The organism is Cupriavidus sp. UYPR2.512 (assembly GCF_000379565.1).
Taxonomy (GTDB): Bacteria; Pseudomonadota; Gammaproteobacteria; order Burkholderiales; family Burkholderiaceae; genus Cupriavidus.
In genome coordinates, this window is sequence record NZ_KB903064.1 from 1 (window position 1) to 12586 (window position 12586).

At 66.5% G+C, this 12586-nt stretch carries 12 protein-coding genes and 1 tRNA gene; 4 read left to right on the plus strand and 9 right to left on the minus strand.

The features are described from left to right. Together A3A5_RS0119690 and A3A5_RS0119695 are read right to left on the minus strand one after the other, a co-directional pair. A partial coding sequence (locus tag A3A5_RS0119690) for an aldehyde dehydrogenase family protein (protein WP_018312247.1) occupies nt 1-539 on the minus strand: 539 nt, incomplete at its 3' end. 109 nt (nt 540-648) lie between these two features. Next, complete coding sequence (locus A3A5_RS0119695) at nt 649-1980, minus strand: aspartate aminotransferase family protein (RefSeq protein ID WP_018312248.1); 1332 nt, start codon at nt 1978-1980, stop codon at nt 649-651. Between the two features lie 328 nt (nt 1981-2308). Between A3A5_RS0119695 and A3A5_RS0119700 the strand changes: the two genes are divergently transcribed. Both A3A5_RS0119700 and dmeF read left to right on the plus strand, forming a co-directional pair. Further along, nucleotides 2309-3769 carry a PLP-dependent aminotransferase family protein gene (locus tag A3A5_RS0119700; protein ID WP_018312249.1) on the plus strand — a complete coding sequence of 487 codons (1461 nt, stop codon included), beginning with the start codon at nt 2309-2311 and terminating at the stop codon, nt 3767-3769. A 377-nt stretch (nt 3770-4146) separates the two neighbouring features. Continuing rightward, complete coding sequence (gene dmeF, locus A3A5_RS0119705; protein ID WP_018312250.1) at nt 4147-5124, plus strand: CDF family Co(II)/Ni(II) efflux transporter DmeF; 978 nt, start codon at nt 4147-4149, stop codon at nt 5122-5124. A 24-nt stretch (nt 5125-5148) separates the two neighbouring features. Here the strand turns inward: dmeF and A3A5_RS0119710 are convergent, their stop codons facing one another. The 4 genes from A3A5_RS0119710 to A3A5_RS0119725 form a co-directional block, all read right to left on the minus strand. Continuing rightward, nucleotides 5149-5592 (minus strand): GNAT family N-acetyltransferase, encoded by a 444-nt coding sequence (locus tag A3A5_RS0119710; protein ID WP_018312251.1) that lies wholly within the window; start codon nt 5590-5592, stop codon nt 5149-5151. A 318-nt stretch (nt 5593-5910) separates the two neighbouring features. Then, nucleotides 5911-5985, minus strand: a tRNA-Cys gene (locus A3A5_RS0119715). A 78-nt stretch (nt 5986-6063) separates the two neighbouring features. Further along, a complete protein-coding gene (gene bfr, locus A3A5_RS0119720; protein ID WP_018312252.1) occupies nt 6064-6540 on the minus strand; it encodes a bacterioferritin in 477 nt (158 codons plus the stop codon). A 294-nt stretch (nt 6541-6834) separates the two neighbouring features. Further along, the gene (locus tag A3A5_RS0119725) at nt 6835-7827 is read right to left on the minus strand and encodes a tripartite tricarboxylate transporter substrate binding protein (protein ID WP_018312253.1); all 993 of its coding nucleotides are present in this window, start codon (nt 7825-7827) and stop codon (nt 6835-6837) included. Nucleotides 7828-7944: 117 nt separating this feature from the next. Between A3A5_RS0119725 and A3A5_RS0119730 the strand changes: the two genes are divergently transcribed. Further along, on the plus strand, nt 7945-8886 hold the full coding sequence (locus A3A5_RS0119730) for a LysR family transcriptional regulator (RefSeq protein ID WP_026200930.1): 942 nt from the start codon (nt 7945-7947) through the stop codon (nt 8884-8886). Nucleotides 8887-8915: 29 nt separating this feature from the next. On the opposite strand, the gene A3A5_RS0119735 is transcribed toward A3A5_RS0119730, so the two are convergent. Then, nucleotides 8916-10226: an MFS transporter gene (locus A3A5_RS0119735; RefSeq protein ID WP_018312255.1), complete on the minus strand. Its 1311-nt coding sequence runs from the start codon at nt 10224-10226 to the stop codon at nt 8916-8918. A 186-nt stretch (nt 10227-10412) separates the two neighbouring features. On the opposite strand from A3A5_RS0119735, the gene A3A5_RS0119740 reads away from it, so the two are divergent. Further along, nucleotides 10413-11048 (plus strand): TetR/AcrR family transcriptional regulator, encoded by a 636-nt coding sequence (locus tag A3A5_RS0119740; RefSeq protein WP_018312256.1) that lies wholly within the window; start codon nt 10413-10415, stop codon nt 11046-11048. A gap of 242 nt (nt 11049-11290) precedes the next feature. On the opposite strand, the gene A3A5_RS0119745 is transcribed toward A3A5_RS0119740, so the two are convergent. Continuing rightward, a complete protein-coding gene (locus tag A3A5_RS0119745; protein WP_369797795.1) occupies nt 11291-12358 on the minus strand; it encodes an MgtC/SapB family protein in 1068 nt (355 codons plus the stop codon). Then, nucleotides 12262-12570 (minus strand): MgtC/SapB family protein, encoded by a 309-nt coding sequence (locus A3A5_RS45750; RefSeq protein WP_081623954.1) that lies wholly within the window; start codon nt 12568-12570, stop codon nt 12262-12264. Before A3A5_RS45750 ends, A3A5_RS0119745 begins: the two co-directional genes overlap by 97 nt. Between the last annotated feature and the right edge of the window lie 16 nt (nt 12571-12586).

Consider the following 12586-nt stretch of genomic DNA (forward strand, 5'->3'; position numbering starts at 1 on the left):
AGCACGAAGGTATTGCCGCACGCCAGCGCCACCGGGAACATCCACATCGGCACCATCACCGGGAAGTTGAACGGCGTGATGCCCGCCACCACGCCCAGCGGCTGGCGCAGGTTCCAGTTGTCGATGCCGCCGCCGATGTTGTCGGTGAAATCGGTCTTGAGCAGGTTGGGGATGCCGCAGGCAAATTCCACCACCTCGATGCCGCGCGTGACTTCGCCCCTGGCGTCCGAGAACACCTTGCCGTGCTCGCGCGTGATCAGCGCGGCCAGGTCGTCGTGGTGCTGGTCGAGCAGCTCCTTGAACTTGAACAGGATGCGCGCGCGGCGCAGCGGCGGTGTGTCGGCCCAGGCGGGGAATGCGGCCTGGGCGGCGGCGACGGCATCGGCCACGTCCTGCGCGGTGGCCAGTGCCACCCGTGCTGCGACTTCGCCGGTGGCGGGGTTGAATACGTCAGCCAGGCGCTGGCCGCCGGCGCGGCGCACGGCGCCGCCGATGAAATGGTGGATCTCGGCCAGTTGCCGGTTTTCTGCGATGCTCACTTGGGATTTCCTTCGATTGCCGCGGCACGCAAGTCAGCGCGCGCCCCGGCGTGCAATCAGAGAGGCCGGACCCGCAGGTCCGGCGGCAATGCGAAGCGGCGCGCGCTGCTTACTTGATGTCCTGCAGTGCCTTCTTCACCGTATCGAACATCTCGCCGATCTGCGCTTCGGAGATGATCAGCGGCGGCGAGAACGCCAGGATGTCGCCGGTGTAGCGCACCAGCACGCCGAGCTCCAGGCACTTCAGGAAGGCCTCATACGCGCGCGCGCCGGGCTGGCCGGGACGCGGCTCCAGCTCGATGCCGGCGACCAGGCCGTAGTTGCGGATGTCCTTCACATGCGGCGCGCTGCGTACGCCGTGCACCGCGGCCTCGAACACCGGCGCCAGTTCAGCGGCGCGGCCAAACAGGTTTTCGCGCTGGTACAGGTCCAGCGTGGCGATGGTGGCAGCCGCGGCCAGCGGATGGCCGGAGTAGGTGTAGCCATGGAGCAGCTCGATCGCCCCCGGCGCGGCAGCGTTGATCACGGTGTCATGCACTTCGCGGCGCACGGCGACGGCACCCATCGGCACCGCGGCGTTGTTGATCGCCTTGGCCATGGTGATCAGGTCCGGCGTGACCTTGAAGCGCTCGGCCGCGGTAGCCGCGCCCAGGCGGCCGAAGGCGGTGATCACCTCGTCGAAGATCAGCAGGATGCCGTGGCGGCTGGTGATCTCGCGCAGCTTTTCCAGGTAGCCGACCGGCGGCACCAGCACGCCGGCGGAGCCGGCCAGCGGCTCGACGATCACGGCGGCGACGTTGGACGGGTCGTGCAGCGCCAGGATGCGCTCCAGCTCATCGGCCAGGTGCGCGCCCCATTGCGGCTGGCCCTTGGAGAAGGCTGCCTCGGCGATATTCAGCGTGGCCGGCAGGTGGTCGGTGCCCGGCATCAGGTTGGCCGAGAACGCCTTGCGGTTGGGGCCGATGCCGCCCACCGCCATGCCGCCGAAGCCCACGCCGTGGTAGCCGCGCTCGCGCCCGATAAAACGCGTGCGCTGGCCTTCGCCGCGTGCACGGTGGTAGGCCAGCGCGATCTTCAGCGCAGTGTCGACCGACTCCGAGCCCGAGTTGGTGAAGAAGATGCGGTCCAGCCCCTGCGGCATGATCGCGGCCACCTTGGTGGCGGCCTCGAACGACAGCGGATGGCCCATCTGGAACGGCGGCGCATAGTCCAGCGTGGCAGCCTGGCGCGCTACGGCCTCGGAGATTTCCTTGCGGCAGTGGCCGGCGGCCACGCACCACAGGCCGGCGCAACCGTCCAGGATCTGGCGGCCGTCGTGGGTGGTGTAGTACATGCCGCTGGCCGACGCCAGCAGGCGCGGCGCCGCCTTGTACTGGCGGTTGGCGGTGAAGGGCATCCACAGGGCATCGAGATCGGGAATCACGGTCTTGGCGGCGTCCATACGTCCTCCTAGGGGGAATCAGGTCGGATTGGCGGGTGGCGCGCTGGCGGGCAGCGCGGCGGCAATGAGGGCCACTCTACCGGCGGCGTCTGGCCGACAAAATATACAGTCCGGACAAGACTGCCTTACCGTGCAGTTTGAACACGCCAAACCGTACAGGCAAGCGCCATCCGCTTGCCGCCGGCGCCTACCATGCCACGACCTGCCCTGGACAGCGGAGGGTCATGCCACGCTGCACTGCGGCAAATTTCGCTTTGCGGAAAACCACCGCGGCCTGGCCTGTCTCCAGCCGCTAAACTGTACAGGTTCACGCCTGCCAGAGTGCCTGATGCTGACCCTGACCCTGACCCGCAGCCGCCGCGACGGCGACACCCTGACCGAGCAGATCGTCGCCGGCATCGCCGCACTGGTTGAGCAGCGCGCGCTGCGCGCCGGCACCGCCCTGCCCTCGGTGCGCCGCTTTGCGCAGCACCACCACGTCAGCACCTTCACCGTGGCTGAAGCCTACGGCCGGCTGACCGCACTGGGCTACCTGGCGGCGCGCCCGGGCTCGGGCTATACCGTGGCGCACCGCCATGCCCCGGCCGGACGCGCGCGCGCGCCCCACTGGGAGGCGCCGGGACTGAACGCGGCGTGGCTGCTGTCGGATGTGTTCGCCGACCACTCGGTGCCGATCAAGGCTGGCGCCGGCTGGCTGCCCGGCGACTGGCTCAACGAGGAAGGGCTGCACCAGGCCATGCGCGCCTCGGCGCGCGTGCCGGCGGCGCAGCTGTCGGGCTACGGCCATCCCTACGGCTTCGCACCGCTGCGCGAGCATATCGCCGCCGGCCTGGGCCAGTACGGCATCCCGCTGCAGGCGCAGCAGGTGGTACTGACGCAGGGCGCCACGCAGGCGCTGGACCTGGTGGTGCGCACGCTGCTGCGTGCCGGCGATACGGTGCTGGTGGAATCGCCCTGCTACTGCAACCTCTTGCAGATCCTGCGGCTGGCGGGGCTGCGCGTGGTGGGCGTGCCGCGCTCGGCAGCGGGGCTGGATACCGAGGCACTGGACGATGCCATTCGCGCCCATGCCCCGCGCGCGCTCTTTATCAATACCGTGCTGCAGAACCCGACCGGCGCCAGCCTGAGCAGCATGAACGCCTTCCGCGTGCTGCAGCTGGCCGAGCAGCACCGGCTGCTGGTGGTGGAGGACGATATCTACCGCGAGCTGGCGCCGGCCGGCTCGCCGATGCTGGCGGCCATGGACGGGCTGTCGCAGGTGGTCTACATCAACGGCTTTTCCAAGACCATCACGCCGTCGCTGCGCGTCGGCTATCTTGCCGCCAGCCCCGACCTGGCCAAGGCCTTCGCGCGCACCAAGATGGCGGTCGGCCTGACCTCATCGGAAGTCACCGAGCGGCTGGTCTACTCGGTGCTGACCAGCGGCCACTACGGCCGCCACGTGGCGGCGCTGGCCGAGCGGCTGCGCGCGCAGCAGGATCGCGTGACGGAAAAGATGGAAGCCCACGGGCTGGAAGTGCTGCTGCGCCCGGAGGGCGGGATGTTCGCCTGGGCGCGCCTGAGCGAGGCCGTACAGGCGCGGCTGCAGGCCAGCCGCCGCGGCGAGCCGCTGCACGGCAACCGCCTGGCCACGCTGGCGCTCGAGCATGGCATCTGGCTGGCACCAGGGTCGTATTTCGAGCCGGACGAGACGGATTCGCCGTGGATCCGTTTCAACGTGGCCACGGGCGATGCGCCACAGCTGTGGCAGTTCTTTGACGGGCTGGCGCAAGCGCCGCGCGCGGCGTAGCCCCCGCGCAGGACGCAGGGGTCAGCTCCAGAGGCGCTCGACGAACCAGCCGGCGGTGGCGCAGAGGCCGAGCCAGGCGGTCAGGCAGATAGCGATAAATCGATAACTCATCTCGGAATGGACAACAAAGTCGTGAAGGCAGTGTGAATTTTTCGCTGAATCATACATTCATTCGTGAATGTATGTAAGAGTCGTGCGGATTTCCCGCTGGCACCCAGGGGTTATTTGTCTCGCGGGCAGCACACAAGGTACGCGCGAGCTGTCCCTGCAGCCATCAGGGACGCGGCCGCCCCAGCGCCGGGGCTCTGCTACCCTTGTGACTGCATTGCCCCACGCGGGGTGACGATTAGCTCTCTAGCGCTCAGCCGAACCCGACCATGCATAGCCACGACCTGTCCGTCTGGACCCACAGCCACGCCTTCGACGCCGGCAACCGCGCCGCCGAACGCGGCACGCGCCTGGTGATGGCAATCACCGCCGCGACCATGGTGGTAGAGATCGCCGCAGGCCTTTGGTTCAACTCGATGGCGCTGCTCGCCGATGGCTGGCACATGAGTTCGCACGCCCTGGCCATCGGCCTGTCGGCCTTCGCTTACGCCGCCGCGCGCCGCTACGCCGGCGACCGGCGCTTTGCCTTTGGCACGTGGAAGATCGAAGTGCTGGCCGGCTTTGCCAGCGCGGTGTTCCTGCTTGGCATCGCGGCGCTGATGGCGGCCGGCTCGGTCGAGCGGCTGTTCAGCCCGCAGGACATCCACTACCGCGAGGCCATGGCCGTGACCGCGCTCGGCCTGCTGGTCAACCTGGGCTGCGCGCTGATCCTGGGTGGCCATGCGCACGGGCACGACCATGACCACCATCACCACGGCCATGACCATGATCACCGCCACGGCCACCACCACGACATCAACCTGCGCGCCGCCTACGTGCATGTGCTGGCCGACGCCGCGACCTCGGTGCTGGCGATGGTCGCGCTGGCCGGCGGCTGGTGGCTGGGCTTGGCATGGCTGGATCCGGTGATGGGCCTGGTGGGCGCCGCCCTGGTCGGCAGGTGGGCCGTCGCCCTGCTGCGTCAGAGCGGCACCGTGCTGCTGGACCGCGAGATGGATCACCCGGTAGTGGAAGAAGTGCGCGAGGTGCTGGCGGGCCTGGACCCTGCCGACGCCAACGGCGAGGAACGCACCCGTGTGACCGACCTGCATGTCTGGCGCGTGGGCCGGCAGCAGTTTGCCTGCATCGCCTGCCTGGTCACGCACGATCCGGCGCTGAGCCCGCAGCGCGTGCGCGAGGCACTATCCGTGCATGAGGAACTGGTGCACGTGACGGTGGAGATCAGCCGCTGCAAGGGCACTCACTGAGGCGTGCCATCGGTGCTTGCGGGTTCAGTCCAGCTCGCACCACATGCATAGCGGTGGTGTATCGGTATGGCGGTGGAATTCGCTCGATGACATGACCTCGGCCGGCAGCTTCGCGGCCGGCACCAGCGTAAAACCGTAGCGCGCGAAATAGCTCGGGCAGCTTGACGCCAGCAGCACCGCGCGCCGCGCGCCATTGGCGCGCGCGCGCATCAGCGCGGCGCGCACCACATGCGTGGCCACGCCCTGGTCGCGGTGTTCCGGCAATACGGCAACGCTGCGGATCACCACGGTCTCGCCGAAACGCTCGCCGGCAGCGCAAGCAATGATCTGCGATCCAAGGATGGCAACGTGGAAGTGCTCGAGCAAGCGGGCCACATCATCCACGGGCAGGCCGCAGCGTTCCAGCACGCTGCCCACGGCTGGCGCGTCCGAGGGCACAGCCGCCCGGATCCGCAAGTCTTTGATCATCTGGAGCCTCTCTTTTTCACATCACCTCGCGACGGGAACACCATGGAAGCCCGGACATGGCTGTGCCGCCACCGGCGGCACGGGTTGCATGCAGGCCATGTGGCCTGTCAGGCAACATTACCCGATTCGGTGGCGTTGTTCTATTGGGGAAGTAACGGAAAAAGGGGAGCCGGAATGGCCCGCGCCATCGCGGCAATTACGCGCATCACGGCATGGCTGCCGCGCATGACGGGTCACTGTGACAGACGCATGAAAATCGGGGAAATTGCGCGGGCGCGCGCAAGACTGCCCGGCGACTTGTGCCAGGCAAAGAAAAACTGGAGGCGGGGATACGGAATCGAACCGTCGTATACGGCTTTGCAGGCCGTTGCATCACCACTCTGCCACCCCGCCGCTGACGCCGCGTCTGAACGACGCGACGTGCTGCGGGCCGCAGTGTAGCGGGAAATGGAAATCTTTGCAGGAGACTAGCTAGCCAACGCCGCCCATGGCGGACTGGATGTAGTTCTGCAGCCCGACCTTGGTCACCAGTTCCAGCTGCGCTTCCAGCCAGTCGATATGCTCCTCGGTGTCGGCGAGGATATCGACCACGATCTCGCGCGAGACATAATCGCTGACCGACTCGAAATACTTGATCGCCTCCTTGCAGCTGGCCTGCGACTTCTGTTCGAGCTTCAGATCGCAGCCGAGCATTTCCTCGGTGTTCTCTCCGACCAGCAGTTTGTCCAGGTCCTGCAGGTTGGGCAGGCCATCGAGCAACAGGATGCGCTCGATCAGCTTGTCCGCGTGCTTCATTTCCTCGATCGATTCCTCGTACTCGTGCTTGCCCAGGGCACCGAGCCCCCAATGCCGGTACATGCGGGCATGCAGGAAATACTGGTTGATCGCGGTCAACTCATGGCGGAGCTGGCCATTGAGCAACTGGATCACCTTCTTGTCGCTTTTCATGACTGCCCCCAACGCCCCCTCGAAACTGATGGACCCACTCTCATTTTCGCAATGACGAAAACCCCGCCGTGATTATCCCGCCGCGAATTTCATGGTAGTCCGGCAAGAGCGGACATCAAGCAAATTCAGCCTCGCTGCCGCATTTTCGCCGGGTTTTCACGTGCTATTGCGGATGCGAATGCCAATGGTTTCCATTCGGATTTCAAAAGCGCTTCGCGCGACATTGTGCAAATAGAAAAGCGGGCGCACACGGCAATTGCCGCGGCGCCCGCCATCGGGAGCCAGTCGTGAAAATCAGTCGAGCTTCGCGCCCGAATCCGCCACCAGCGTCTTCAGCACCGGCCGGTCGCGCGCATACAGCGCCTGCGCCTCGGCCGGCGAGCTGCCCACCGTGCGCAGCCCCAGCGCGACCAGTCGCTCCTGCATGTCGGGCGCCTGCAGGATTGCCCGCACTTCGCCTTCAAGCCTGGCCAGAATCGGCGCGGGCACGCCCACCGGCGCCACCAGGCCGATCCAGCCGACGGTCTTGAAGGCGCTGTCCTGCATGCCGGACTCAGCGAAGGTGGGCATGTCAGGCAACGCGCTGCTGCGCTGCGTGCCGGTCACCGCCAGCGCCTTGAGCTTGCCACTCTGGATATAGGGCTTGGCGGTCAGGATGCTGGCAAAGCCGAACTGCACCTGGCCGCCGAGCAGGTCCTGCATCATCGGCGCCTCGCCCTTGTAAGGCACGTGCGTGGCCTGGCCGTGCACCAGCTTGCTGTAGTAGGCGCCGCTCAGGTGCGACAGCGAACCCACGCCCCATGAGGCATAGCTGAGCTTGCCTGGCCGGCTGCGCGCGTATTCGCCCAGTTCTCGCACAGTGCGCGCCGGCACCGACGGATGGGCCACCAGCACCAGCTGCGCATCGGCCAGCACGCTGATCATGGTCAGGTCCTTGCGCGGGTCGTAGGGCAGTTTCTGGTACAGGAACTGGTTGGTCAGCACCGACTGCGTCAGGGTCATCAGCAGCGTGTAGCCATCCGGCGCGGCCTTGGCCACGGCGTCGGTGCCGATGATGCCCGAGGCGCCCGCCTTGTTGTCCACCACCACGGGCTGGCCCAGGCGCTTGCTGAGCTTTTCGCCCATGGCACGGGCGATGGTGTCAGTGCCGCCGCCGGCCACATAAGGCACCACGATGCGGATCGGTTTGGCGGGATAGGTCTGTGCCGCGGCGGGCAGGGCCAGGCTGAGCGAAAGCCCGCCAATCAGCCCGCCAGCGGCCAGCGCGAGCCATGCGCGTCGGTTCATGTCGTCTCCAGGTTGTCTCTATGGTTTTGGAGGGCAACGTTAGCGGGCTTGAGAAATTACGTCCAATGCAATATTTTTCAGTTTTTGATGCAAAAATAGTTAATTCGTGGGGCTGACGTGGGACTAAGGCAGCTGTATCACTTTGTCACGGTGGTCGAACAAGGCAGTTTTGCCCGTGCCGCAAGCGCTCTGCATTTGTCGCAGCCGGCGCTGACGCGCAGCATCCAGGCACTGGAAGCGGATCTGGGGCCGCTGATCGACCGCAGTTACGGCAAGGTGCGGCCAACCGCCGCCGGCATGCTGGCGCTCGAGCGCGCGCGCCGCATGCTGCGCGAACAGCGCGAGTTGCGGCGCGACCTGCAACTGCTGGAGGAAGTAGAGATCGGCACGATCCGCACGGGCTTCGGGCCGTTTGCGGCATCGTTCCTGCTCGATCCCGTGCTCGAGACGCTGGTGCGGCGCTACCCACATCTGCGCATCGACCTGGAGACCGCGGACACGCCGGCCATGCGGCGTTCGCTCGAAGCGGAACGCCTCGATGTCTTTGTCGGCGAAAGCCGCAGCCTGGCGGAACTGGGACACCTGCAGATTGACCGGCTGCCAGCGCTGGAAACGGCATTCTTCGTGCGCAGCGGGCATCCGCTGGCGCGGCTGCGCGAAGTCACCCTGGCTGAGCTGCGTGCCTATCCGGTGGCCGGAACCCGGCTGCCGGCGCATATCCTGCGCTTCTTCCGGCAGGCACTGCATGAGGCCAGCGGTGGCAGCGGCCCGGTCTCCGAGGACGCGCCCGGGCTGATGACCGTCACCTGCAACGACATGCACGCGTTGCGCTCGCTGCTGCTGGCCGTCGATGCCGTGGCGCTGGTGCCCGTGGCGATGATGGCCGGCGCCTGCGCGCAGGGCATGGCGGTGGCCCTGCCGATGCACCCGCCAACCGAGTTGAAGGCGCAGTATGGGATCGTGTCGCTGGCCGGGCGCACACCGTCGCCGGCCATGCGCGCATTCGCGGCGCTGGTGCATGAAGCGGTGGCGCAAGCCAGCGGCGGTGCCGGGCCGTAGGCCCGGGTCATAGCCCGGGCGCCGGGAATTCAGCCAGCTGCCACCGCGGGCTGCCCCGCTTCGACACGCGGCGGCAGGTGCGCGGCCAGCCGGCGGCGCGAGCGCTCAGGGTTGACCACGTACAGCCCCGCCAGCGCCGCCACCACCATGATCGCGCCGCAGACGGCCAGGCCCAGCTCGAAACCGCGCGCGCCCGGCACGTTCTGCACCAGCACCCCCGTGACCAGCGGCGCCAGCACGCCGGCCAGCGACGACACCGACGCATCGATGGCGAGAATCGCACCGCGCTGCCCCGCCGGCACCACCTCCGCCAGCATCGCCGGGCCCAGCGAATAGATCGCCGGTGCGCACACGCAGGCCACTACCAGCAGGCCCACCCGCATGGCCGGCGTGGTGTCCGGCCACAGCAGCAACAGGAAAAATCCGCCAGACAGCAGCAGCATGCCGGCCGAGACCCACCCGCGCGCCGCCCGCGACGACACGCCGCGCGCCAGCAGCCGTTCGGAGAACCATGCAATGGCCAGCGTGAGCGGCAGGTTGGTGCCGATGATCAGCGCGAACAGCTTGCCGCTCACGGCGTGGTCAAAGCCCAGCCCGCCCTGCAGATAGGCCGGAATCCAGGTCAGGCACAGCGCCAGGCCCCAGTACGCCGCCAGCCGCAGCGCGAAGCAGCCAAGCACCGTGGGATCGCTCAGCAACAGGCGGTATGACAGGCGCTGCGGCACGCCGCTGGCCACGGGGCCATGCGCGGCCGGGCGTTCGTCGAGCGTCCCTTCACGCCCGAGCGCCAGCCATGCCACGGCCCACAGCACGCCCAGCGCCGCCAGCACGTAGAAGTTGGCGCGCCAGCCCCAATGCACGGCAACCGCCGGGATCAGGAAGCCCGCGAGCACGATGCCGATCCCGGCACCTTGCGTCAGCACTGCGACCGGCAGGTTGCGCCGGCTGTCCGGAAACCACTTGTAGCAGGCATGGATCGCCACCGGCGCGGCGGGCCCCTCCATGAAGCCAAGCAGGATGCGCGAGACAATCAGCACCGCCAGGCTGGACGACAGCGCCAGCGGGATCTGGCACAGCGACCATGCCAGCGCCATCACGATCAGCAGCCGAGAGGTCGGCGTGCGGTTGGCAAGGAAGCCACCCAGCACGCCGGACACCGCGAACAACCAGAAGAAGCTGCTGCCGACCAGGCCGAACTGCGCCGGCGTCAGCCCCAGCTCATTCATCATCGGCGCGGCCAGCAGGCCCACCACCATCTTGTCCATGGCGTTGACCACCAGGAAGAAGAACAACAGCATTGCGGTAAGCCACGCGCGGCGCGGCTGGTAGGACATGGTCATGCTAGGTCTCCGGAACGGCGGGCATCGGACTCCGGGCGGCACCTGATAGGCACGGCGCCGCGCAATTCGTAATATGGATTACGTTTTCGGGCCAGTATGTTGGCCGGATACGGTTCACGACATCCGTAAAAACACGGACATGACGGGGCGGGCCAGGGCCACGCCCCGCGGGGAGAAAGGGTCGCCATGGAAAACAAGCTGACCGGGCTGGAAGGCCACGCCGGCTATGCCGCACCGCGCTATTCGCGTGGCCTGCGCACCACGCTGCTGCTGCTGGAAGCCGGCCGCCGGCTGCTGCGCGAGCGCACGCTGGAACAGGTCTCGATCCAGGAAATCTGCGCGCACGCCGGCGTCACGACCGGCGCGTTCTACAGCCGCTTCGAAGGCAAGGAGAGCTATTTCAAGGCGCTGCAGGCCCTGGTGCTGGCCACGCTGCGCAAGGGCATGGCCGAGCGCCTTGCGCAACTCGACACATGCCCGCCGACGCTGGAAGACGCCGTGCGCACGCTGGCGCGCGACAGCCGCATCTGGGCTTACCGCAATGCCGGGGTGCTGCGTGCCTCGCTGGTTGCCCGCGTCACCATCGGCGAGGATCCGATCCGGCAGCTCAACCGCCAGTACATGGCCGATCTGGCTTCACGCCTGGCGCGGCTGCACCCGGCGGGCGCCTCGCCGGAACTGGAACTGCGCATCCGCTTTGCGCACCAGGCGCTGGCCGGCACCTTGCTGTACGCGCTGATCAACCGCGACAGCACCTTTGCGCTGTCGGACCGGCGGCTGGATATGGAGATGGCGCGAGCGTTCCTGCTGTACGTGGCATAGCCGGCCCCGCCAATGCAAAGAGGCCCCGCAGGGCCTCTTGGTTCTTCCAGCAAGCACTGTCATCTATAAACAGAATCGCATAACAGCGGATTCGCATAACGGGAAGGCGCCACCGAATGCCGCTAAGCAATTGCTTTACAAAGCAATTTTTTTCGTCCAGTGGAAGGCCTCACCCAAATCATTGCTTTCAGACAGCACTTCGAGACAGTGGAATGCCCTGCCCGTGTTAGCGTGCCGCCATCTCAGAGAAGATAGACGTTGAGCGCCAAGGAAAGGCCGCCGGCCAGCATAGCAATGGCGTAGCCCTTGCACACAGCTTGCCCCACCTGCTGGCCCCCTGTAACCCAGGCAATCGATGCCTTGGTAATCATGTTGGTCAGGATAGCGAGACCCATAGCGGTAATGACGGTCACGGTCCCGAGCTCTCCGGCGCTGTGAATTCGCGCCAGGGATATCACGATTGCGTCAATATCCGCCAGTCCTGAAGCCGCTGAGAGGACGTAAATGCCGCCAGCACCCAGCCACTGTTTGGCAGCGGGCACCAAGACCGCGACGACGGCGAGGAAGACGCCGAACCCCAGGGCTGTCCCCAAATCGAAGGGCGCCATGGGAGCAATCTCTGCCTCACTGGATGGCGTCCCGGAGAATTGCTGCCACTGCAGAAACGCCAGCCCGAGCAGGACAGCACCGGTCACGAGCAAAGCACCGCCAAATGTCACGAGGAGGATGGGTTGAATTACGCCAAGCAAGACGGCCACTCTGAAGAACATCACACCGCAGGCGCCCAGGGCACCTGCTGCGCATGCCCCCTCCAGCGAGGGTTGAAGTCGCGCGAAGCGAGCCAGGGCTAAAGTCGCGGCGGTGGAAGACGCGAGCCCTCCCAGCAGGCCCGTCCACAAAATGCCCCGTTGCGCCCCTGTGATGCGCATTGCCACGTGCCCAACCATGGACAGGCTGGCAATCAGTATCACCGCCCACCAAAGTTGGTACGGGTTCAATGCATGGTAGGGTCCCAACCCGACACTTGGGAGATTGGGCAGAATGACCACGGAGAGCACCAGGAGTTGCAGCGCCGCCGTCAATTCGCGATGTTCAATCAAACGAAGCCATCCATGCAGCGTCGGCTTCATGTCCAGGAGCACTGCCGCTATCACGGCTGCACCAAGAGACAGTGCGATTGAACCGCGCGCCGCATAGGCGCCTAGCACCAACGTCAACAGCATTGCCACGGCACCGGTCGCGCTAAGGTTGCCGGTCGATTTGGCGATATGTCTGTAAGACACTGCGAGCAGAATCGAAATGCCCAGCACCCCACCGAGCAACGGCCACGCGCCAAATTGCGCAAACAGGTTGCCGAGGACCCCGCCCAAAAGGCGGTCAAGGCGAATGTGCGCAGGCCGGCAACGCGTCCTCCCTCTGGCAGTTCGCGCTCATGCCATCCGCGCTCCAAGCCAATCAGGAGACCGACCGTCAGTGCTGCGACCAAGCCGGTGGCTTCGTGAGGTATTCCGAGAGGGTTCAAATCCGCTCCTCCCCTG

Excerpts from the sequence above, each read along its gene's own strand:
- bfr (WP_018312252.1), bottom strand. The coding sequence starts at position 6,540 with ATGAAAAGCGACAAGAAGGTGATCCAGTTGCTCAATGGCCAGCTCCGC.
- A3A5_RS0119735 (WP_018312255.1), bottom strand. The coding sequence starts at position 10,226 with ATGACCATGTCCTACCAGCCGCGCCGCGCGTGGCTTACCGCAATGCTG.
- A3A5_RS0119740 (WP_018312256.1), top strand. The coding sequence starts at position 10,413 with ATGGAAAACAAGCTGACCGGGCTGGAAGGCCACGCCGGCTATGCCGCA.
- A3A5_RS0119725 (WP_018312253.1), bottom strand. The coding sequence starts at position 7,827 with ATGAACCGACGCGCATGGCTCGCGCTGGCCGCTGGCGGGCTGATTGGC.
- A3A5_RS0119700 (WP_018312249.1), top strand. The coding sequence starts at position 2,309 with ATGCTGACCCTGACCCTGACCCGCAGCCGCCGCGACGGCGACACCCTG.
- A3A5_RS0119710 (WP_018312251.1), bottom strand. The coding sequence starts at position 5,592 with ATGATCAAAGACTTGCGGATCCGGGCGGCTGTGCCCTCGGACGCGCCA.
- dmeF (WP_018312250.1), top strand. The coding sequence starts at position 4,147 with ATGCATAGCCACGACCTGTCCGTCTGGACCCACAGCCACGCCTTCGAC.
- A3A5_RS0119695 (WP_018312248.1), bottom strand. The coding sequence starts at position 1,980 with ATGGACGCCGCCAAGACCGTGATTCCCGATCTCGATGCCCTGTGGATG.